This window comes from Stenotrophomonas sp. SMYL86, from assembly GCF_036320025.1.
GTDB classification, from domain to species: domain Bacteria; phylum Pseudomonadota; class Gammaproteobacteria; order Xanthomonadales; family Xanthomonadaceae; genus Stenotrophomonas; species Stenotrophomonas maltophilia_A.
The window spans coordinates 45,678-67,500 of sequence record NZ_JAWIRU010000012.1 but is presented as its reverse complement, the minus strand read 5'-3'; the positions used below and the strand labels follow the sequence as shown (position 1 = coordinate 67,500).

Below are 21,823 nucleotides of genomic sequence, written 5' to 3'. Positions count from 1 at the left end.
TCTGCAAACACGAAAGTGGACGTATAGGGTGTGACGCCTGCCCGGTGCTGGAAGGTTAATTGATGGGGTCAGCCGCAAGGCGAAGCTCTTGATCGAAGCCCCAGTAAACGGCGGCCGTAACTATAACGGTCCTAAGGTAGCGAAATTCCTTGTCGGGTAAGTTCCGACCTGCACGAATGGCGTAACGACAGCGGCGCTGTCTCCACCCGAGACTCAGTGAAATTGAAATCGCTGTGAAGATGCAGCGTTCCCGTGGCAAGACGGAAAGACCCCGTGAACCTTTACTATAGCTTTACACTGAACGTTGAGTTCGTCTGTGTAGGATAGGTGGGAGGCTATGAAACTGTGGCGCTAGCTGCAGTGGAGCCATCCTTGAAATACCACCCTGTCGTGCTTGACGTTCTAACCTGGGCCCATTATCTGGGTCGGGGACCGTGTATGGTGGGTAGTTTGACTGGGGCGGTCTCCTCCTAAAGAGTAACGGAGGAGCTCGAAGGTACGCTCAGCGCGGTCGGACATCGCGCACTGTGTGCAAAGGCATAAGCGTGCTTGACTGCAAGATCGACGGATCAAGCAGGTAGGAAACTAGGACTTAGTGATCCGGTGGTTCTGTATGGAAGGGCCATCGCTCAACGGATAAAAGGTACTCCGGGGATAACAGGCTGATACCGCCCAAGAGTTCATATCGACGGCGGTGTTTGGCACCTCGATGTCGGCTCATCACATCCTGGGGCTGTAGTCGGTCCCAAGGGTATGGCTGTTCGCCATTTAAAGTGGTACGCGAGCTGGGTTCAGAACGTCGTGAGACAGTTCGGTCCCTATCTGCCATGGGCGTTGGAGATTTGAGAGGGGCTGCTCCTAGTACGAGAGGACCGGAGTGGACGAACCTCTGGTGTTCCGGTTGTCACGCCAGTGGCATTGCCGGGTAGCTATGTTCGGAAGCGATAACCGCTGAAAGCATCTAAGCGGGAAGCGCGCCTCAAGATGAGATCTCCCGGGGCACAAGCCCCCTGAAGGAACCATGTAGACTACGTGGTTGATAGGTCAGGTGTGTAAGTACAGCAATGTATTGAGCTAACTGATACTAATGATCCGAGAGGCTTGACCATATAACCTCAAGTTGCCTTGGCTTTACGACAACGTCGTAAGAGCATCCAAGTGCACGCTACGTCACAAGAACTACGAGAGGCAGGCGCCTTATCCGGCTGTATTGGATGGCGACGCTCCAACCGCCTCCCTGGTGAAATTAGCGCTGTGGAACCACCCGATCCCATCCCGAACTCGGAAGTGAAACGCAGCTGCGCCGATGGTAGTGTGGCTCAAGCCATGCGAGAGTAGGTCATCGCCAGGGTTTACACCCAAAAACCCCGCTGCTTACGCAGCGGGGTTTTTCTTATTAAGTGAAGGCACTGCATTTCCCGGGTGCCTTCCGCCCCAAGGGCAAGATCGCGAAGCTGGCGCTGCAAGCGCTGCTGCAACCGTCTCCCTGGTGAAATTAGCGCTGTGGAACCACCCGATCCCATCCCGAACTCGGAAGTGAAACGCAGCTGCGCCGATGGTAGTGTGGCTCAAGCCATGCGAGAGTAGGTCATCGCCAGGGTTTACACCCAAAACCCCGCTGCTCACGCAGCGGGGTTTTTCTTTATGCGCGCGAAATGCGGGTAGTGCCGGCCGCTGGCCGGCAACCCGACGGCGTTACATCGCCCCATAGATCCACGCCATGCGTGGAGGCCCTCTGCGAGGAACCACGGCGCCAACCAAGGTTGGCGGCTACCAACAGCAGGCCCACACAGCGATCGTTTGCCGGCCAGCGGCAGGCACTACAAGTAGATCCACGCCATGCGTGGATGCTCTCTGCATGGAACCACGGCGCCAACCAAGGTTGGCATCTACAACTGCAGGGCGCGATCACACACAAAAAAGCGGCGCCCTTGCGGGCGCCGCCTTGGCTTGCTTCAGTACTCAGTCGAGCAAGCTCGACGCTACTTCGCCGCAGCCGGGGCCTTGTCCTTCATCATCGCGTCGCGGGCTGCCTTGAACGGGTTGCCTTCGTACCAGTTCGGCCAACGATCGCCACCGGCCAGTTCCTTGCCGACGCCGTACATCAGTTGCAGGTCTTCCACGGTGCCGTCCAGCTTCCAGGTGGCCGCATCGAACTCGTCCTTCGGGCCGTGGTAGCGGTTGGCGCCGTAGTCGGCTGCAGCCTTGCGGCCCGCGTCCACGCCACCCTCGCGCAGGTCTTCGCCGCCATCGGCGTACAGGGCCGGCACGCCGGCCTTGGCGAAGTTGAAGTGGTCGGAACGGAAGTAGAAGCCGCTCTGCACCGAGGTCTCGCCGTGCAGGGTACGGTCCTGGGCCGCGGCCAGCGGCTTGAGGATGTCTTCCAGCTCCGAGCTGCCGAAGCCGGTGACGGTCACGTCCTTGGCACGGCCGGCCACCGACATCGCGTCGATGTTGATCACGCCGGCGATCTTGTCCAGCGGGAAGGTCGGATGGGCAACGTAGTACTTCGAACCCAGCAGGCCGGATTCTTCCAGGGTCACCGCCAGGAACACCACCGAACGTTCCGGCTTCGGCTCCTGATGGGCCATTGCTTCGGCCACTTCGAGAATGCCGGCCACGCCGGTCGCGTTGTCGACCGCGCCGTTGTAGATGTTGTCGCCGGTCTCGCCCTCGTGCTTGCCCAGGTGATCCCAGTGCGCCATGTACAGCACGGCCTCGTCAGCGCGCTTGCTGCCCGGCAGCACGCCCACCACGTTGCGCGACTGCTTCTGCGCGATCTGGCTCTTCAGATCGACTGCAGCGGTGGCCTTCAGCGGCACCGGCTTGAAGCCGCGCTTGCTGGCGTCCTTGTAGGCCTGCGCCAGGTCCAGGCCGGCACCGGCGAACAGCGCCTTGGCAGCGTCGGCACTCAGCCAGCCCTGCACCGGAATGCGGGCTTCCGGGTCATCCTTGGCCGGCAGGTCGTACTGCGGGCCTGCCCAGGAGTTCTTCACCACATCCCAGCCGTAGGAAGCGCCGGCGGTGTCGTGCACGATCAGCGCGGCAGCGGCGCCCTTTCGCGCAGCCTCCTCGAACTTGTAGGTCCAGCGGCCGTAGTAGGTCATGCGCTTGCCGTCGAACAGCTTCGCGTCATCGACATGGAAACCCGGGTCGTTGACGAACATGACGACCGTTTTGCCCTTCCAGTCCTGGCCGGCGTAGTCGTTCCACTTCTGCTCCGGCGCGTCGACGCCGTAGCCGACGAACACCAGGTCGCTGGCATCGACCTTCACCTCGGCCTGGCCGGTACGGGTACCCACCACCATGTCGGTGCCGAACTTCAGCTCGGTGGTCTTGCCGCCCTGGGTGATCTTCAGCACGGTCGATTCGTCGGCCGTGGTCTCGGTCATCGGCACATCCTGGAACCAGCTGTCGCCGTTGCCGGGCTGCAGGCCGATGCGCTGCATCTGGTCGCGGATGTAGTTGACCGTCAGTTCCTCGCCCTTGCTGCCCGGGGCGCGGCCTTCGAATTCATCCGAAGCCAGCGTCTTGACCATCTCGGCGAAGTCGCCGGCGTTGATCTCCGGCGAGAACGCATGGGCCGCCGGCTTGGCAGTGGCGGTGTCGGTGACCGGCGCGGGCGCCGGAGTGTCTTCGCCTTTGCAGGCACTGAGCGCGGCCGCAGCGGCCAGGCACAGGAGGAGTTTGCGGGGCATCGTCGATTCCTGGAAAACAAAGGGCGGCCGCACCACGTGTACGACCGGTAACAGCGAGTATCACCGAACCGATGGGCGCGGTGTGCTCAGTCCGCCGGAGCGGTTTCGGTGTCGAACGGGATCGGCTCGGCGCCGGTGACCGGGCCGATGCGGGCCGTGCGGTGCACGTACAGCACCACCTCGCGTTCGAACTGCAACGGGCCGTCGACCACGGCATTCGGACCGATGATCACGCGTGGCTTGCGGCTGGCGGTCAGCGAGACGCTGAAGTTCGGCTTGCGCACGTGCACACCGCCCTTGACCTGCGAACCGATGCCCACGGTGATGTCACCGTTGACGGTTTCCACGTCGTTGCCGACGCGGCTTTCGACCAGCCCGATGCCACCGTTCACGGTTTCAACGCCGCCTTCGATCTGGCTGCCGCGATCGCTGAAGATGCTGCCGTTGACGGTGCTGACGCTGCCGTGTGCGATCACTTCGCGGCCCAGGCGTACGCCGCCGTTGACCGTTTCGATCTTGCCGGTGCGCGCGCGATCGGCGACCTTGACCCCGCCGTTGACGGTGTCGATGCTGCCGGTCTCGACACCTTCGCCGACACGGATGCCGCCGTTGACGGTGTCCAGCTTGCCGTAGCGCTGGCCGGGTTCGGCGCTGATGCTGCCGTTGACCTTGCTGATGTTTTCCTGCGCTGCCACTGGCCCGGTGACCAGCAGTACGCCCAACAGCAGCGGAATGGAGAGAGCTTTCATGGGGACCTCGATGGATGTGCGGCTGGCAGGCCGCGTGCGGAGATGTCACCATTCCCCGGTACCCCCTGCAACTGCCTGAAGTCACTGGAAAGCCCTTGCGCGACAACGCCTTCCCATCACGCCGACATCACATCGCCGCTGCTCGCGGCGGGCGCTGCCTGCTGTTGGGGCTGGCCTTGGCACTGGCCCTGCCGCTGCCGGGGGCCGCGCAGACCACGCGCGAGACCGAGCGCAAGCTGCAGAAACTGCGCAGTGAACTGAAGGGCGTGGCGCAGGAGCGCCGGCAGATCGAGGGCCAGCGTGGCCAGGCCTCGCAGCAGCTGCGTGAGGCCGACGAGAAGGTGGCCCGCACCGGCCGCGCGCTTGCGCAGACGGAAACCGCGCTGCGCGAGCAGGGCCACGCCCTGGCCGAGGCCGAACAACGCCGCAGCACGCTGCAGGTCAACCTCGCCCAGCAGCATCGCGAGCTGGCCGGCCTGCTGCGTGCGGCCTACCAGCTGGGCAACCACGCACCATTGAAGCTGCTGCTGTCGCAGGACACGGTGGCCGATGCCAATCGCGCCCTGGCCTACCACCGCTACCTGCAGCGTGAGCGGGCCCAGCGCATCACCACGCTGACCGCCGACCTGAAGGAACTGGAAGCGCTGCAGGCGCAGATTGCCGAGCGCAAGCAGAAGCTGCAGGGGGCGCAGCAGGACCAGAAGCAGCAGGCAGCGGCGCTGGAAGCCGACCGCCGCGATCGTGCAAAGACCGTGGCCTCGCTGGACGAGCGCTTCAAGGACCAGCGCGAGAAGGAACAGGCGCTGGGCCAGGACGCCAAGGCGCTGGAAACACTGCTGGCCAATCTGCGTGCGGCCGCCGCCCGTGCCGAGGCCGAGCGTCGCGCGGCTGCGCGCCGTGCGGCTGCGGAGAAGGCGTCCGCCGAACGTGCCGCACGCCAGGCAGCGGCACAGGGACGGCCGCCACCGCCCACCAAGGTTCCGCCGGCGGTGGCTTCCGCACCGGCGCCGAAGGTGGGGGGCCTGGGTTGGCCGTTGTCCGGCAACCTGCTGGCCCGCTACGGCGGCAAGCTGCCTGACGGGCGTACCAGCAGCGGCGTGCTGATCGGCGCACCGGCCGGCAGCACCGTCACCGCTGTGGCCGACGGTACCGTGGTGTTCTCCGACTGGATGACCGGCTACGGCATGATCCTGATCGTCGACCACGGCAATGGCTACATGAGCCTGTACGCCCACAACGACACCCTGCTCAAGGACGCCGGTGCACGGGTCAGCCGTGGCGATGCGGTGGCCAAGGTCGGCAACTCGGGGGGCCAAGGGGTCACCGCGCTGTACTTCGAGCTGCGTCGTGGCGGGCAACCGGTGAATCCGGACAGCTGGCTGCAGCGGCGCTGAATCCCGGCTCGCCACGTGCGGGCCGGATTCAACGGGAATTTAGCTGTGCTTCGCGCATAATCGGTGCATGTGCCTTGGGCACCATGCCACCGTCGACAGGAGTGATCCATGCGCGCAGCCCGTACCGCCACCCTCTTGCTGGCCCTGTTGCCAGCGCTGTCCTGGGCGCAGCAGACCGCGCCCGCCCCGAGCCAGGAAACCGGCGGGCAGGCAGCGAGCAGCGAGGAGGCGGTGACCTCGAAGGTGCCGCTGGAGGACATCCGCCGCTTCGTGGCCGTCTACAACGCAGTGCGGGCCGCCTACGTCGATCCGGTCGATGACAAGAAGCTGATGCAGGCAGCGGTGCGTGGCCTGCTGCTCGACCTCGACCCGCACAGCACCTACTTCAACAAGGAAGACGCGCAGGCCTTCGACGAACAGGCCAGCGGCGCCTACGAAGGCATCGGCGTGGAGCTGCAGCAGCAGCCAGACAACGCCAGCATGAAGGTGATCTCGCCGATCGACGACACGCCGGCGGCCAAGGCCGGCATCCTCGCCGGTGACCTGATCATCGCCATCGACGGCAAGCCGATCAGCGCGATCGATGCCAGCGAACCGCTGCGCGGCCCGGCCGGCAGCAAGGTGGTGCTGACCATCGTGCGCGAAGGCAAGCCCAAGCCGTTCGATGTCAGCCTCACCCGCCAGACCATCCGCGTGACCAGCGTGCGCAGCCGCCTGCTGGAACCGGGCTATGGCTACATCCGCCTGAGCACCTTCCAGGCCGACACCGGTTCGGACTTCCAGAAGCACGTGCAGCAGCTGCAGAAGCAGTCCGGTGGCCAGCTCAAGGGCCTGGTGCTGGATCTGCGCAGCAACCCGGGTGGCTTGCTGACTGCTGCCGTGCAGGTGGCCGACGACCTGCTCGACAAGGGCAACATCGTCAGTACCCGCGGCCGCATCAGCATCAGCGATGCACGTTTCGATGCAACGCCGGGCGATCTGTTGAAGGGCGCACCGGTGGTGGTGCTGGTCGACGCCGGTTCGGCCAGTGCCTCGGAAGTGCTGGCCGGCGCACTGCGCGACAACAAGCGCGCCCGCGTGGTTGGCAGCCGCACCTTCGGCAAGGGCTCGGTGCAGACCGTGCTGCCGCTGGACAACGGTGACTCGGTGAAGCTGACCACCGCGCGCTATTACACGCCCAGCGGCAAGTCGATCCAGGCCACGGGCATCGTGCCGGAGGTCGAACTGAAGCCGGCCGCTACGCCGGCCGAGGATGCACTGCCGGCCAGCCTGAGCGATTACAGCGAAGCGACCCTGCCGGGTCATCTGCGCGGTGACGACGAGGGCACCGAGGGCTATCACGCAGGTGCGGTACTGCCGGGCGATGGCCCGATCAACGACGCGCTGGCCGAGCTGAAGACCCCGGGTTCGGTGGCTGCACGCTTGAAGGCCGAAGCGGCAAAAGCGGATGCGGCCAAGGCTGCGAAGGCCGCTGCGGCGAAGCCGGAGGCGAAGGTAGAAGCGAAGCCAGAAGCGAAGCCGGAAGCGAAGCCCGCACCCGTCCCGGCCAAGCCCTGATTCTGTAGAGTCGAGCCGTGCTCGACTGATCCAAGAACGAGCGGGTGCGCGTGGAGCCGGCCAGCGGCCGGCACTACCAGGGGTCAGAAGCCGTGGCGCTTGCGCAGGCGGCGGGCGATGGCCGCCCGCACGTAGACCCCGTACACCACGCCGAACACGAAGCCGCCGATGTGCGCCCACCAGGCGACCATGCCGAAGCTTGGGCCGATATGGGCGAACACCACCTGCAGGGCGGCCCAGACGCCGATCAGCAGGTAGGCCGGGGCGCGCACGAACTCCAGGAACAGGCCGAGCGGAATGACCACGCCCAGCCGGGCGCCCGGGAACAGGGCCAGATAGGCGCCGATCAGTGCGGACACCGCGCCGCTGGCACCGATGATGATCTGGTCCGGGCTGCCCATGGTGTAGATCGCCACCAGGTTGGACACCGCGCCTCCGACCAGGAACAGCAGCAGCAGCCGCCACGGGCCCAGCACCCGCTCAGCAGGCAGGCCGAAGATCAGCAGGAATACCAGGTTGCCCAGCAGGTGTGACCAGTCCGCGTGCAGGAACAGGGCCGTGAACAGCCGCAGCACGCTGCCGTCCTGCAGGGTCGCCCACCAGTCCAGCGGGTGGGTCAGGCCGGTGGACAGGGCGCCCCAGTCCAGCCAGAGGCTGCCCCGGGCGTCGTCCGGACGCGAGATCGACCACAGGAACGCCAGCCACAGTGCCGCAAACAGCACGGGCGTGGCCCAGCGCAGGGCCGCCTTCTTGCGCGACGGGAGGGAGACGAACATGGGCAATAGCCTAGCGTGCGGGCGCTTACGGCGGGGATTGTCCTGTTCAGCTTCTGGGACGAAAAAAGCGCCTGCGCTGTTATTGTTTCATTAACAGCTCTGGGTAATACTCGCATACGGCGTCGTATGTCGGGAGGGGAATCCGGCGCGCTCCGAAGGGCCCCAAGGCCTGCCGGGCGCAGGCGCACTCAGAGCACCATCACCGCTTACCGGAGAGAGAACTACGATGCAAACCGCTTCCACCATTGCCCGACTGACCCTGCTGGCCGTCGGCGTTGCCGGTGCGCTGGCCGCCGCCGATGCCAACGCTGCCGCCTTCCAGCTGAAGGAAAACAGCGCCAAGGGCCTCGGCCGCGCGTTCGCCGGTTCCGGCAGCGCCGAAGGCGACGCCTCCATCATCGCCGTCAACCCGGCCGGCATGCGCCAGCTGGAAGGCACCATGGTCCAGGGCGACCTGAGCGCCATCAGCTTCAAGGCCGAGTTCAAGGGCCAGGGCCGCAATGCGGCAGGCCGCCCGCAGACCGGTGGTGACGGCGGCGACGCCGGCATGATCGCTCCGGTCCCGGCTGCGTACTTCCACATGCCGATCGGCGAGAAGGCCCACTTCGGTGTGTCGCTGACCGCACCGTTCGGCTTCAAGACCGAATACGACAACGGTTGGGTGGGTCGTTACAGCGGCCTGAAGACCGATCTGAAGGCCATCGACCTTGGCTTCGCCGCGTCGTATGACGTCAACCCGTACGTGTCGTTCGGCGCGTCGGTGTTCGTCGAGCACCTGACCATCGAGCTGAGCAACGCCGTCGACTACGGCAGCATCCTGGCCGGCGCCGGCGCTCCGGGCTTCGCCCCGGGCAGCGCGGATGGCACCCTGAAGATCGAGGGTGACAACAATGCCGTGGGCTGGACCGTCGGTGGCCTGTTCTCGATCGACGAGAACACCCACATCGGCCTGAGCTACCGTTCGAAGGTCGAGCACAAGATCACCGGTGGTGATGCGACCTTCAGCGGCGCCGACCGCGCACGTTCGCTGCTGACCAACTCGCCGCGTACCCGCGGTTGGTTCATGGACACCAGCGGCAAGGCCACGGTGACCATGCCGGCCTCGGCCACCCTGAGCGTGACCCACAAGGTCAACGACCGCTGGACCGTGATGGGCGACGTGACCCGTACCGCCTGGTCGACCGCCTTTGACAGCGTCACCGTCGACTACGCGTCGCCGCAGGCGGACTCGGTCCTGGAGTTCGGCTACCGCGACACCACCTTCGTGTCGCTGGGCGCCGACTACAAGCTGAGCGACACCGTCACCCTGCGCGGTGGTGTTGCGCTGGACCAGACCCCGACCACCGATGCCCACCGCGACGTGCGCGTGCCGGATACCAGCCGCAAGTGGCTGTCGCTGGGCGTGGGCTGGACCCCGTCGGCAAACACCGAGTACAACTTTGGCTACACCCACCTGTTCACCAGCGATCCGAACGTGAACGTGCGTGCCACCACTGCCAACCAGGGCAACTCGCTGTCGGGCAAGTACAAGGTCCGTGGCGACGTGCTGGCGGCTTCGTTCCAGTACAAGTTCTGATTCGGGCCTCGGCCTGACGCAGCACACGGAAGGCCCCGCGTAAGCGGGGCTTTCTTTTTCTGTGGCCACGGGCCATCCACGCGTGGCGTGGATCTACTGAAGAGCGCAGCCATCCACGGCGTGGATCCACGACAATAGCGCCATGAACCTGTCCGATCCGAACTTCCAGCTGGAGCTGGCTGCCAACATCGCCGTCGCCGGCTCGATCCTGCTGGCCGGCCGCAACAACGTGCACACCTGGTGGCTGGGCATCGTCGGCTGTGCGCTGTTTGCCGCGGTGTTCGAGCGCTCGCATCTGTACGCGGACATGGTGCTGCAGTTCTTCTTCATTGCCATCAGCGTGCTGGGCTGGTGGCAGTGGCTGCGTGGCGATCACGGTGCGCCGCTGCCGATCACCTCATTGCGACCGCGTGCATGGGCCTGGCTGGCGCCGCTGGCGGTGGTGGCCACGTTCGGCTACGGCTGGATGCTGACCCGCCTGACCAACGCCTACGCGCCCTACATCGATTCGGCGGTACTGGTGCTGAGCGTGATCGCGCAGATCCTGATGATGCGGCGCAAGCTGGAATCGTGGTGGGTGTGGCTGTTGGTGAACACCGTGGCAGTGCCGCTGTACTACAGCCGTGGCCTGCACCTGACCTCGATCCTGTACGTGGGCTTCTGGATCAACGCGCTGGTGGCGTTGCGCCACTGGCGGCACCTGATGCGGGGGTAGAGCCGAGCCCATGCTCGGCGCCACAGGAAAAAAGCACAAAAAACCCCGCTTTCGCGGGGTTTTTCGTTCACTGCAACTATCGGGCGATCAGTCGCCCAGGGTCAGCAGCGAGGCGTTGCCACCGGCAGCGGTGGTGTTCACCGTTACCGTCTTTTCAGTGGCGAAGCGCAGCAGGTAGTGCGGGCCGCCAGCCTTCGGGCCGGTGCCGGACAGGCCCTGGCCGCCGAACGGCTGCACGCCGACCACCGCACCGATCTGGTTGCGGTTGACGTAGACGTTGCCGACGTGGACGCCGTTGCTGATGCGGTCGACGGTCTCGTCGATGCGCGAATGCACGCCCAGGGTCAGGCCGTAGCCGGTGGCGTTGATCTGGTCGATCACCGCGTCGAGCTGGTCGCCCTTCCAGCGGATCACGTGCAGGACCGGACCGAACACTTCCTTCTGCAGCTGGCCCAGGTCCTTCAGTTCGTACGCACGTGGCGCGAAGAAGGTGCCATTGGCCGCTTCGGCAGACAGCTCGGCGGCAGCAATCAGGCGCGCTTCGCGGTCCATGCGTTCGGCGTGGTCCTGCAGGATCTTCAGCGCGTCGGCGTCGATCACCGGGCCGACGTCGGTGGACAGCAGGCCGGGGTTGCCGACCTTCAGTTCCTTCATCGCGCCGGCCAGCATGGTCATCACCTTGTCGGCGATGTCGTCCTGCACGAACAGCACGCGCGCGGCCGAGCAACGCTGGCCGGCGGAGGTGAAGGCCGAACCGATCGCGTCCTTGACCAGCTGTTCCGGCAGTGCCGAGGAGTCGGCAATGAAGGCGTTCTGGCCACCGGTCTCGGCAATCAGCACGCCGATGGCGGCATCACGCGCGGCCATCGCGCGGTTGATCGCACGGGCGGTGTCGGTGGAACCGGTGAAGGCCACGCCGGCCACGCGCGGGTCGGCGGTCAGCGCGGCACCGACGGTGGCACCGTCGCCCGGCAGGAACTGCACGACCTCGGCCGGCACGCCGGCGTCGTGCAGCAGCTTCACCGCGTAGTAGCCGATCAGGTTGGTCTGCTCGGCCGGCTTGGCGATGACGCTGTTGCCGGCGGCGAGTGCAGCGGCCACCTGGCCGAGGAAGATCGCCAGCGGGAAGTTCCACGGGCTGATGCAGACGAACACGCCGCGGCCATGCAGCTGCAGCTCGTTGGATTCACCGGTCGGGCTCGGCAGCTTCTCGGCGTGGCTGAACTGCTCGCGTGCCTGCTTGGCGTAGTAGCGCAGGAAATCCACCGCTTCGCGCACTTCGGCGATGCTGTCGGGCAGGCTCTTGCCGGCTTCCTTCACGCACAGCGCCATGAACTCCGGCATGCGCGCTTCCAGCTGGTCGGCGGCGTGCTCGAGGATGGCGGCGCGGCTGGCGGCCGGGGTGCGGTTCCAGGCCGGCTGCGCGGCCACGGCATTGGCCAGGGCCTTCTGCACGGTGGCGGCATCGGCGGCCTGCCACTGGCCGACCACTTCGCGGGTGTCGGCCGGATTGGTCACCGGCAGCGCGGCGCCGGCCGGGTTGGCACCCGGCACCAGCGGGGCGGCCTGCCACGGCTTCACTGCAGCGTTGATCTGCTCGGCGAGGGCGCGCAGTTCGTTGTCGTTGGCGAGGTTGGCGCCCATGGAGTTCTTCCTGTCGTGGTTCTGGCTGCGCAGCAGGTCAACCGGCAGCGGGATCTTGGGGTGCGGAATCGATTCGAACGAAGCGACCATCTCGACCGGATCGCGGATCAGGTCGGCGATCGGCACGCGCTCGTCGGTGATGCGGTTGACGAAGCTGGAGTTGGCGCCGTTTTCCAGCAGGCGGCGCACCAGGTACGGCAGCAGGTCTTCATGCGAACCGACCGGCGCATACACGCGGCAGGGCAGGTTCAAGCGGTCGGCCGGCACCACTTCGGCGTACAGGTCGTCGCCCATGCCGTGCAGCTTCTGGTGCTCGTACACGCCGCCATTGGCGATGCTGCGCACGGCCGCGATGGTGTGCGCGTTGTGCGTGGCGAACATCGGGTAGATCGCGTCGGCATGCGTGAACAGGCGCTTGGCGCAGGCCAGGTAGGAGACATCAGTGTTCTGCTTGCGGGTGAACACCGGGTAGCCCGGGTAGCCTTCGATCTGCGCGCGCTTGATCTCGGCGTCCCAGTAGGCGCCCTTGACCAGGCGCACCTGCAGGCGGCGACCGGCGCGGCGTGCCATGTCGGCCAGGTGGTCGATCGTGTACGGCGTGCGCTTCTGGTAGGCCTGCACGACCACGCCGAAGCCGTCCCAGCCGGCCAGCGAGGCGTCGGAGAAGACCTGCTCGATGATGTCCAGCGACAGTTCCAGGCGGTCGGACTCTTCGGCGTCGACGGTGCAGCCGATGCCGTAGCTCTTGGCCAGTTGTGCCAGTTCCAGCACGCCCGGCACCAGGTCCTTCAGCACGCGCTCGCGCTTGGCGTGCTCGTAGCGCGGGTACAGCGCCGACAGCTTGATCGAGATGCCCGGCGCGTTGTTGACGTCGCCGTCCGGACGGCCGCCGCGTGCCTTGTGGTCGCCGCCGATGGCGTGGATCGCACGACGGTAGTCTTCCAGGTAGCGCAGCGCGTCCTTCATGGTCAGCGCGCCTTCGCCCAGCATGTCGAACGAGTAGCGGTAGTTCGCGTTGTCGCCCTTGTGCGAGCGCGACAGCGCTTCGCTGATGGTGCGGCCCATGACGAACTGGTGGCCCATGATCTTCATCGCCTGGCGCACGGCCAGGCGCACCACCGGCTCACCGACGCGGCCGACCAGGCGCTTGAACGCGCTGGGCGCATCGGCACGGGTGGCGTCGTTCATCTGCACCAGCTTGCCGGTCAGCATCAGGCCCCAGGTGGAGGCGTTGACCAGCACGGAGTCGCTGCCGCCCAGGTGCTTTTCCCAGTCGGCATCGGCCAGCTTGTCGCGGATCAGCTTGTCGGCGGTGTCCTGGTCCGGAATGCGCAGCAGCGCCTCGGCCACGCACATCAGCAGCACGCCTTCCTCGCTGCCCAGGTCGTACTGGCGCATGAAGGCTTCGATCGCACCCTGGTCCTTGGCACGCACGCGCACGCGGCCGACCAGGTCGGCGGCCAGCGCCTGCACCTTGGCCTGCTCTTCGGCGGGCAGGCGGGCCTGCGCCAGCAGCTCGCGCACGTGGCTGGCCTCGTCCTTCAACCAGCCATCGGTGATGGCCTGGCGGAACGGGTTGGGGGGCGCCGGCAGTTCCGGCGACAGCAGCGCGCCGGGACGCGGAGCGTCGTGGGCGGCAGGGGAGGAGGAAGGTGCGTTCATGCCGGTCCGGCCAGTGGAAAACTTGGCGATTTTAATCATTTTTGCGGGTTGCGGAAGTGCCCATCAGCCACCTTCGTGAAGCGCTGATAGCCCCTAGCTGCGGTGGATTCAGCGTGTTCAGCAAGCTCGGCAGAATTTGTGCTGAATTCGTCATTCGTGCCGCCGACCTCATGCTGTGTTGCAGCATGGTAAAAAGTGTGAATGCACCCTTGCTACCGGCGAGAGGGCGGGGCTACCATCGAGACGTTTCCCGCGGCAGGAACGCGGTTGCGACATGATCGAGGTGCTTCCAGCTCCGGATGGGTCAGGTACGCAGCTGCGGCTGCGTCCCCCACGGGCGCTCGATGCCCGGCAGTTCGTCCTGTTGTTCACCGTGTTGTCGGGTGCGATGTGGCTGGTGTCCGCCCTCGGGTGGTTGGCCGGCAATGCATTCGCCCCCCTGTTCGCGCTGCTGTACAGCCTGGTGCTGGCGGCGGCACTGCGTGCCTTGTGGCGCAGTGGTGAACGGCAGGAGGAGATCCGGGTAGTGCCGGCGTACGTGGAGGTCATCCCCGTACCCGGTGGATCGCCGGTGTTCCGGGCCCACCCCCACTGGGTGCGCCTGCTCACCGACGACGAGAGGGTCCGGCTGGCATCCAGCGGCCGGCAGGTGGAGGTGGGGAGTTTCCTCGCGCCGGCCGAACGTCAGACGCTCGCAGAGACACTTGAAAGCTTGCTCGCCGCCAGCGATGGCGGCAACCGACGACGCTAAGGGTCTAGGCAATGAAGCAAAGCAGCAGGTGGGGCACGAAGTGCGTTGCAGCGGTCGCCGCCATGGTGGCCGGGGGACTGATGCCGGCGTTGGCTTGGGCCCAGGCGGCCGATCCCAAGCCGTGGCAGCTGAACATGGGCAAGGGGGTGACCCAGACCTCGCGCCTGGCCTGGGAATCGAACAATCTCTCGTTGATCATCTGCACGGTGATCGGCGTCATCGTGTTCGGGGCGATGGCCTACGCCATCTTCAAGTTCCGCAAATCCAAGGGCGCGGTCGCCGCCACCTTCAGCCACAACACCAAGGCCGAGATCATCTGGACAGTGATCCCGGTGATCATCCTGATCGTGATGGCATGGCCGGCCACGGCCAACCTGATCAAGATGTACGACACCCGCGATGCCGAGATGACGGTGAAGGTCACCGGCTACCAGTGGATGTGGAAGTACGAATATCTCGGCGAGAACGTCACCTTCACCAGCCGCCTGGACCGCGAATCCGACCGCGTGCGGCAAAGTGGCATCGTGCCGACCCGCGAGAGCCATCCGCACTACCTGCTGGATGTCGACAACCGCCTGGTGCTGCCGGTCGATACCAAGGTGCGCTTCGTCATCACCTCCGACGACGTGATCCACGCCTGGTGGGTGCCGGCGCTGGGCTGGAAGCAGGACGCCATCCCCGGTTTCATCAATGAGGCCTGGACCAGCATCGAGCAGCCCGGCGTCTACCGCGGCCAGTGCGCCGAGCTGTGCGGCAAGGACCATGGCTTCATGCCGATCGTGGTCGAGGCGGTGTCCAAGGAAGAGTTCAAGCAGTGGCTGGCGCAGCGCAAGCCGGCGCCGCCCGCCGAGCCGGCAACGCCGGCGGCACCTGCCGAACCGACTGCACCGACGGGAGAGGCACCTGCAGCGCCTGCCGCTGCTGAAGCCGGCAGCGCGCCTGCCACCGCGGCCAGCGGAGCGTGATGTAAAGCCCGCGGCCGTTCGCGGCCGTGGTGACAACCGATTCTGAGAGGTGTTTTGCAATGGCGCACTCGGCAGTTGGGCACGACGATCACCATCACCAGCAGAGTTTCTTCGAGCGTTGGTTCTTCTCGACCAACCACAAGGACATCGGCACGCTGTACCTGGGTTTCAGCTTCATCATGTTCATCATCGGTGCGGCGATGAGCGTGGTGATCCGCGCCGAGCTGGCGCAGCCGGGCCTGCAGTTCGTCAAGCCCGAGTTCTTCAACCAGATGACCACCGTGCATGCGCTGGTGATGATCTTTGGCGGCGTGATGCCGGCCTTCGTCGGCCTCGCCAACTGGATGATCCCGCTGCAGATCGGCGCGCCGGACATGGCGCTGCCGCGCATGAACAACTGGTCGTTCTGGCTGTTGCCGGTGGCCTTCAGCCTGCTGCTGCTGACCCTGTTCCTGCCCGGTGGTGCGCCGGCCGGCGGCTGGACGCTGTACCCGCCGCTGTCGCTGCAGGGCGGCTACAACGTCGCCTTCAGCGTGTTCGCCATCCACGTGGCCGGCATCAGCTCGATCATGGGCGCGATCAACATCATCGCCACCGTGCTGAACATGCGTGCGCCGGGCATCGACCTGCTGAAGATGCCGATCTTCTGCTGGGCCTGGCTGATCACCGCGTTCCTGCTGATCGCGGTGATGCCGGTGCTGGCCGGTGCGGTGACCATGCTGCTGACCGACAAGTTCTTCGGCACCAGCTTCTTCAACGCCGCCGGTGGCGGTGACCCGGTGATGTACCAGCACATCTTCTGGTTCTTCGGGCACCCCGAGGTCTACATCATGATCCTGCCCGCCTTCGGCGTGGTCAGCGAGATCATCCCGACCTTCAGCCGCAAGCCGCTGTTCGGCTACCAGGCGATGGTGTACGCCACCGCCGCGATCGCGTTCCTGTCGTTCATCGTCTGGGCCCACCACATGTTCACCGTGGGCATGCCGCTGGGTGGCGAGATCTACTTCATGTTCGCCACCATGCTGATCTCGATCCCGACCGGGGTGAAGGTGTTCAACTGGGTCAGCACCATGTGGCGTGGCTCGCTGACGTTCGAGGCACCGATGCTGTGGTCGGTGGCGTTCGTCATCCTGTTCACCATCGGTGGCTTCTCCGGCCTGATGCTGGCCATCGTGGCGGCTGACTTCCAGTACCACGACACCTACTTCGTGGTCGCGCACTTCCACTACGTGCTGGTGACCGGTGCGGTGTTCGCGCTGATCGCGGCGGTGTACTACTGGTGGCCGAAGTGGACCGGGCGGATGTACAGCGAGAAGTGGGCCAAGGTGCACTTCTGGTGGTCGATCGTGTTCGTCAACCTGCTGTTCTTCCCGCAGCACTTCCTCGGCCTGGCCGGCATGCCGCGCCGCATTCCCGATTACAGCGTGGCCTTCGCCGACTGGAACCTGATCAGCTCGATCGGCGCGTTCGGCATGTTCGTCACCCCGTTCATGATGGCCGCGATCCTGCTGTCCTCGCTGCGCAACGGCGAGAAGGCCGAGGCCCGATCGTGGGAAGGTGCGCGCGGCCTGGAATGGACGCTGCCGTCGCCGGCACCGGCGCATACGTTCACCACGCCGCCGACCATCCGCCCGGGGGATCTGGCGCATGACGACATCACGCATTGAGGTGGGGCATGCATAACGAAAGCCCGCTCCCGATCGGTAGAGTCGAGCCATGCTCGACTGACGAAAAGCAGCCGAGCACGGCTCGGCTCTACAACAGCGAAGCGCAGCCGACCAGCGGTCGGCTCTACCAGGGTGGAAGCATCGAGCAGCAACGCCAGCGCGCCAGGCGCACGGCGATGTGGGTCGGCGCCATCGCCGTGCTGGTCTACGTCGGCTTCATCCTCAGCGGGGTGATCGGCCGATGAGCGACGCACCGGCCAGCACACCGTCACGCAGTGCGGGGCTGCCGCGCCTGATCGGCATGGCGGTGGCGGTGTTCCTGCTGACGTTCTCGCTGGTGCCGCTGTACCGCATCGCCTGCGAAAAGGTATTCGGCGTGCGCCTGGAGCGCGGTCCCGGCAGCGAGGCCAGTACCGGCGCCGTGACCGGCAAGCGCACCGTGCGCGTGGAATTCGATGGCGGGGTCAACTCACGGCTGCCATGGTCGTTCCATCCCGAGCAGCTGACCATGGACGTGGTGCCCGGCGAACTCAACGAAGCGCTGTACTTCGCCCGCAATGACAGCCAGCAGGCAGTGGTCGGCAGCGCGGTGCCTTCGGTGGCGCCGGCGCGTGCGTCGGGCTTCTTCAGCAAGACCGAGTGCTTCTGTTTCACCGCGCAGACGCTGCAGGCCGGCGAGAAGCGCGACATGCCGGTGCGCTTCATCGTCGATCCGGACCTGCCACCGGAGATCAAGACGATCACGCTGTCCTACACCTTCTACCGCAACGACGCGCTGTCCGATCGGCTGGCTCCGGCCGCCACCTCGGAAGGCGCGCACGCCGCACCCTGACCCCGGATACCGACATGGCCCAGACACCGACCGACGCCAACGTGTACTTCGTCCCGGCCCAGAGCAAATGGCCGTTCGTGGGTTCCATCGCGATGATGGTGACCATGGTCGGTGTGGCCAGCTGGCTCAACGATGCCAGCTGGGGACGCTGGACGTTCTACATCGGCATCGCGATGCTGGTGCTGACCCTGTTCTGGTGGTTCAGCGACGTGGTGCGCGAATCGCAGGCCGGCAACTACAACCATCAGGTCGATGGCTCGTTCCGGATGGGGATGATCTGGTTCATCTTCTCCGAAGTGATGTTCTTCGGTGCGTTCTTCGGCGCGCTGTTCTACACCCGCAACCTGGGCCTGTCGTGGCTCAGCGGCGAAGGCCGCGGGGTGATGACCAACGAGCTGCTCTGGCAGGGCTATTCCGCCGGATGGCCGACCAATGGCCCGGCGGCGATCGGTGGCGCGTTCCAGACCATTCCGGCCTGGGGCCTGCCGCTGATCAACACGCTGATCCTGTTGACCTCCGGCGTGACCCTGACCATCGCCCATCACGCGCTGAAGGCGGGCAACCGTCGCCAGCTGCTGATCTGGCTGGGCCTGACCGTGGTGCTCGGCCTCGGCTTCCTGACCCTGCAGGCGGAGGAGTACATCCACGCCTACAAGGAACTGAACCTGACACTGGGCTCGGGCATCTACGGTTCAACGTTCTTCATGCTGACCGGCTTCCACGGTGCGCACGTGCTGCTGGGCACGATCATGCTGATCGTGATGTGGCTGCGTTCGGCCAAGGGGCACTTCACCCGCGACAACCATTTCGGTTTCGAAGCCGCCGCGTGGTACTGGCACTTCGTCGACGTGGTGTGGCTGATGCTCTTCATGTTCGTCTACGTGCTTTGACCGCGCACGTATCGGTGGCCTCAGCCGCCGATGCCGTGCGGTTTTATCCAGCCCATGTAGATGCTCACGATCACCAGCAGGATCAACGCCACCGACACCGCGATGCGGCGGGTCAGTGCGTTGACCGTGCGCTTGGTCTGGCCGCGGTCGACCAGCAGGTAATACAGGCCGGCGCCCAGATTCCAGACGATGACGATCAGAAACGCGATTACCAGCAGGGTCTTCAGCGAATCACTCATGCGCGGCTCGAGGGCAGGGTGGATGCGCCTATCTGACCGCGTTTGCGCGGACTTGTCATGATGCGCCAGCACACGCGCGTGATCGGCTGGCTGTTGGCGGTGCTGGCGATGGCCGGTTTCAGCGCATTGGGGCTGTGGCAACTGCAGCGCATGCATGCCAAACAGGCAATGTTGGATGCGCAGGGTCCAGCTGTGGCGCAAGCGCTTCCGTTGTCGCAGGCCCTGGCGGCGCCCGGCGCCTTGCACGGCGTGGCCGACCACGGCCGCTTCCTGCCCGGCGTGGTGCTGCTGGACAACCAGACCCGGCATGGTCGCGCCGGGGTGAAGATCTATCGTCCGTTCCGCAGTGACGGAGGCAGCGTGCTGCTGGTCGACCTCGGCTGGCGCGCGCTGCCGCCGGATCGCACGCTGCCGGATGTGCCGGCGCCGCCTTCGCCGGTGGCGGTGCGTGGGTTATTGGCGCCGCCGCCGTCGGCGGGACTGGCACTGGGCCCGGCGTTCTCCGCTACCGATGAGGCCGGGCGTTGGCTGGCCAGCCGTTTGCCCGCCGAAGGCCTGGCGGCGGCGCTTGGCCTACCGGTATTGCCCGACCGCGTCCTGCGCCTGGACCCGGCACTGCCATTCGGCGACGAACGCGATCTGGACCTGCTGCCGAACACGCTGCCGCCGCAGCGTCACCTGGGCTACGCCGTGCAGTGGTTCGGCCTGGCCCTGACCGTGCTGGTGGTCGCGCTGGTGCTGGAGTGGCGCAGGAGACGTGCCGTGGCCCGGTAGTGGGGGGGGGGGGGGGGGGGGGCCCCCCGCGGGGGGGGGGGGGGCGCCGCGGGGGCGCCGCGCGGCGGCGCCCCCGCGGCGCCCCCCCCCCCCCGCCGCGGCGCCCCCCCCCCCCCCCCCCCCCCCCCCCCCCCCCACTACCGGGGCACCACACCCGCATCCCTTACCCAACCATGAGAAAATGCCCCGCATGAACACTGCTACGTCCCCGCAGGCGCGCGGCTCCGGCCGCCGGACCCTGGTGCTGCTGTTTGCCGTGTTCTTCGGTGCGATGGCACTGGCCGCCGTGCTGCGCTTCTCCGGCTGGCAACCGACCGGGCACCGCAATGCCGGCCAGCTGCTGAAGCCGCCGGTGGACCTGCGCCAGCAGGCGCCGACCCTGGCCAGCGGCCAGCCCTACGCCTGGAACCCCGAGGCCCGTACCTGGCGTCTGCTGGTGGCGCCGGCCGGTGCCTGCGACGCGCAGTGCGTCACTTTGTCGCAGGGACTGGGCAAGGTGTGGCAGCTGTTCGGCCATAACGCCGATAATGTCGAAATCCTGTGGCTGGGAACGCCACCGGCGTCGATCGCCTCGCTGCCCGCGCTGCGGCCGCTGGCTCCGTCGCCAGCACTGCGCGCGGCCCTGCCCGGCGTCGACGATCCGGCTGGCCTGCCGGTCTACGTGATCGATCCGAACGGCTTCGTGATCATGCGTCATGCCCCGGGCACCGACCTGGGTGGCCTGCGCAAGGACATGGCCACGTTGCTGAAACTGAAGTGAGTCCCGTTTGATGAGCCTTTCCGCGCGTCCGGCGCTGCACCGCAATTTCCACCGCCTGGCGTGGTTCGCCATGATCATGACCGCGAGCACGATCATGTTCGGCGCGTTCGTGCGCCTGTCCGATGCCGGCCTGAGCTGCCCGGACTGGCCGACCTGCTATGGCCAGGCCACCTGGCCGCAGCACGTGGAAGAGACCATCGGCCACCCGGCGGCGGAGATCCGCCCGCTGGAGACCCACAAGGCCTGGCGTGAGCAGGTGCACCGCTTCCTGGCTGGCGCGCTGGGCATCGAGATCCTGACCCTGGCCCTGTTGGCCACGCGCAAGCGGCGATTCGGAAGCACGGCGGTGGTGACCGCCTGCGTGCTGGTGGCCGCCGGCATACCGCTGTACATGATGGGCTGGCATGGCACGGCCAGCGTGCTGGCGTTGATCGGTGAGGCGATCCTGCTGATCGCCGCGCTGCGCTGGAGCAACATCGACCTGGCGCGCGCTGCATTGCTGACCCTGGCGGTGGTGATCTTCCAGGCCTTGCTGGGCATGTGGACGGTGACCCTGCTGCTCAAACCCATTGTAGTGATGGGCCATCTGCTCGGTGGCATGCTGATGTTCGGCCTGCTGGTGTGGATGGCCTGGCGCGCGACGCACATGCCGATCACCCTGGCCGAGGCGCCGAAGCTGAAGTGGCTGCTGCGCATCGGCGTAGCGGTGCTGGTCACCCAGATCGCGCTGGGGGGCTGGGTCAGCGCCAATTACGCGGCGCTGGCCTGCGGCGGTGGCAGCGCCTCGCTGGACAACTTCCCGCGCTGCGCCAACCAGTGGTGGCCGCAGCATAACTTCGTCGAAGGCTTCACTCTGTGGCGTGGCATCGGCGTGGATTACGAAGGCGGCGTGCTGGATGGCGCCTCGCGCATCGCCATCCAGATGGCACACCGCCTGTTCGCGGTGGTGGTGGCCGTTTACCTGCTGTGGCTGGGCGTGCGCCTGTTCCGGTTGCCGAGCATGCGTGGCTGGGCCAGCGCGCTGATCGCGCTGCTGGTGCTGCAGGTCACCCTCGGCATCCTCAATGTAAAGCTGGCGCTGCCGCTGGAAGTGGCGGTGGCCCACAACGGCGTGGCCGTTGCCCTGTTGTTCGTGCTGGTCAGCCTGCTGGCCCGCCTGCGTGCCCCGGACTGA

The 21,823-nt window shown here is 66.2% G+C and carries 18 protein-coding genes and 3 rRNA genes (1 of these 21 running past the window's edge); 16 read left to right on the top strand and 5 right to left on the bottom strand.

Features of this window, described 5'->3' with window-relative positions:
- The 3 genes from V3B64_RS14000 to rrf (V3B64_RS13990) form a co-directional block, all read left to right on the top strand.
- A 23S ribosomal RNA gene (locus V3B64_RS14000) occupies positions 1–1,109 on the top strand; it begins 1,771 nt to the left of the window's first position.
- A 127-nt stretch (positions 1,110–1,236) separates the two neighbouring features.
- A 5S ribosomal RNA gene (gene rrf / locus V3B64_RS13995) occupies positions 1,237–1,351 on the top strand.
- Between the two features lie 134 nt (positions 1,352–1,485).
- Positions 1,486–1,600: ribosomal RNA gene (rrf, locus tag V3B64_RS13990) — 5S ribosomal RNA — on the top strand.
- A gap of 382 nt (positions 1,601–1,982) precedes the next feature.
- On the opposite strand, the gene V3B64_RS13985 is transcribed toward rrf (V3B64_RS13990), so the two are convergent.
- Together V3B64_RS13985 and V3B64_RS13980 are read right to left on the bottom strand one after the other, a co-directional pair.
- Positions 1,983–3,698, bottom strand: coding sequence for a M28 family metallopeptidase (locus V3B64_RS13985; RefSeq protein WP_329914301.1), 1,716 nt, complete (start codon positions 3,696–3,698; stop codon positions 1,983–1,985).
- Positions 3,699–3,784: 86 nt separating this feature from the next.
- A complete protein-coding gene (locus tag V3B64_RS13980) occupies positions 3,785–4,447 on the bottom strand; it encodes a hypothetical protein (RefSeq protein WP_032129713.1) in 663 nt (220 codons plus the stop codon).
- A 95-nt stretch (positions 4,448–4,542) separates the two neighbouring features.
- Here V3B64_RS13980 and V3B64_RS13975 point away from each other — a divergent pair, with 95 nt between their 5' ends.
- Together V3B64_RS13975 and V3B64_RS13970 are read left to right on the top strand one after the other, a co-directional pair.
- The gene (locus tag V3B64_RS13975; protein WP_329914300.1) at positions 4,543–5,841 is read left to right on the top strand and encodes a peptidoglycan DD-metalloendopeptidase family protein; all 1,299 of its coding nucleotides are present in this window, start codon (positions 4,543–4,545) and stop codon (positions 5,839–5,841) included.
- A gap of 108 nt (positions 5,842–5,949) precedes the next feature.
- The gene (locus tag V3B64_RS13970; protein ID WP_329914299.1) at positions 5,950–7,398 is read left to right on the top strand and encodes a S41 family peptidase; all 1,449 of its coding nucleotides are present in this window, start codon (positions 5,950–5,952) and stop codon (positions 7,396–7,398) included.
- 83 nt (positions 7,399–7,481) lie between these two features.
- On the opposite strand, the gene V3B64_RS13965 is transcribed toward V3B64_RS13970, so the two are convergent.
- Entirely contained in the window at positions 7,482–8,174 is a 693-nt protein-coding gene (locus V3B64_RS13965; protein ID WP_019662230.1) for a rhomboid family intramembrane serine protease, read from the bottom strand.
- 226 nt (positions 8,175–8,400) lie between these two features.
- On the opposite strand from V3B64_RS13965, the gene V3B64_RS13960 reads away from it, so the two are divergent.
- Together V3B64_RS13960 and pnuC are read left to right on the top strand one after the other, a co-directional pair.
- Positions 8,401–9,750, top strand: a complete 1,350-nt coding sequence (locus V3B64_RS13960; protein WP_032129717.1) for an outer membrane protein transport protein — start codon at positions 8,401–8,403, stop codon at positions 9,748–9,750.
- A 142-nt stretch (positions 9,751–9,892) separates the two neighbouring features.
- Positions 9,893–10,465 (top strand): nicotinamide riboside transporter PnuC, encoded by a 573-nt coding sequence (gene pnuC / locus V3B64_RS13955; protein WP_032968313.1) that lies wholly within the window; start codon positions 9,893–9,895, stop codon positions 10,463–10,465.
- An 87-nt stretch (positions 10,466–10,552) separates the two neighbouring features.
- Here the strand turns inward: pnuC and putA are convergent, their stop codons facing one another.
- The gene (gene putA, locus V3B64_RS13950) at positions 10,553–13,771 is read right to left on the bottom strand and encodes a bifunctional proline dehydrogenase/L-glutamate gamma-semialdehyde dehydrogenase PutA (protein WP_329914298.1); all 3,219 of its coding nucleotides are present in this window, start codon (positions 13,769–13,771) and stop codon (positions 10,553–10,555) included.
- A 274-nt stretch (positions 13,772–14,045) separates the two neighbouring features.
- On the opposite strand from putA, the gene V3B64_RS13945 reads away from it, so the two are divergent.
- From V3B64_RS13945 to V3B64_RS13920, 6 genes are read left to right on the top strand one after another with little or no spacing between them, the layout of a single operon-like run.
- Complete coding sequence (locus V3B64_RS13945; RefSeq protein ID WP_004153894.1) at positions 14,046–14,522, top strand: DUF2244 domain-containing protein; 477 nt, start codon at positions 14,046–14,048, stop codon at positions 14,520–14,522.
- 11 nt (positions 14,523–14,533) lie between these two features.
- A complete protein-coding gene (coxB, locus tag V3B64_RS13940) occupies positions 14,534–15,487 on the top strand; it encodes a cytochrome c oxidase subunit II (protein WP_164162233.1) in 954 nt (317 codons plus the stop codon).
- 59 nt (positions 15,488–15,546) lie between these two features.
- On the top strand, positions 15,547–17,154 hold the full coding sequence (gene ctaD / locus V3B64_RS13935; RefSeq protein WP_004153896.1) for a cytochrome c oxidase subunit I: 1,608 nt from the start codon (positions 15,547–15,549) through the stop codon (positions 17,152–17,154).
- An 8-nt stretch (positions 17,155–17,162) separates the two neighbouring features.
- A complete protein-coding gene (locus tag V3B64_RS13930; RefSeq protein WP_032129721.1) occupies positions 17,163–17,399 on the top strand; it encodes a hypothetical protein in 237 nt (78 codons plus the stop codon).
- On the top strand, positions 17,396–17,986 hold the full coding sequence (locus tag V3B64_RS13925) for a cytochrome c oxidase assembly protein (RefSeq protein ID WP_329914297.1): 591 nt from the start codon (positions 17,396–17,398) through the stop codon (positions 17,984–17,986). Before V3B64_RS13930 ends, V3B64_RS13925 begins: the two co-directional genes overlap by 4 nt.
- Before the next feature lie 14 nt (positions 17,987–18,000).
- A complete protein-coding gene (locus tag V3B64_RS13920; protein ID WP_005412024.1) occupies positions 18,001–18,876 on the top strand; it encodes a cytochrome c oxidase subunit 3 in 876 nt (291 codons plus the stop codon).
- Positions 18,877–18,896: 20 nt separating this feature from the next.
- Here V3B64_RS13920 and V3B64_RS13915 read toward each other — a convergent pair whose 3' ends face one another.
- Entirely contained in the window at positions 18,897–19,115 is a 219-nt protein-coding gene (locus tag V3B64_RS13915) for a twin transmembrane helix small protein (protein WP_005412025.1), read from the bottom strand.
- A gap of 57 nt (positions 19,116–19,172) precedes the next feature.
- Between V3B64_RS13915 and V3B64_RS13910 the strand changes: the two genes are divergently transcribed.
- The 3 genes from V3B64_RS13910 (at position 19,173) to V3B64_RS13900 (ending at position 21,823) form a co-directional block, all read left to right on the top strand.
- A complete protein-coding gene (locus V3B64_RS13910; RefSeq protein ID WP_049461907.1) occupies positions 19,173–19,889 on the top strand; it encodes an SURF1 family protein in 717 nt (238 codons plus the stop codon).
- A gap of 190 nt (positions 19,890–20,079) precedes the next feature.
- The gene (locus V3B64_RS13905; protein WP_032129724.1) at positions 20,080–20,649 is read left to right on the top strand and encodes a hypothetical protein; all 570 of its coding nucleotides are present in this window, start codon (positions 20,080–20,082) and stop codon (positions 20,647–20,649) included.
- 10 nt (positions 20,650–20,659) lie between these two features.
- The gene (locus tag V3B64_RS13900; protein WP_032129725.1) at positions 20,660–21,823 is read left to right on the top strand and encodes a COX15/CtaA family protein; all 1,164 of its coding nucleotides are present in this window, start codon (positions 20,660–20,662) and stop codon (positions 21,821–21,823) included.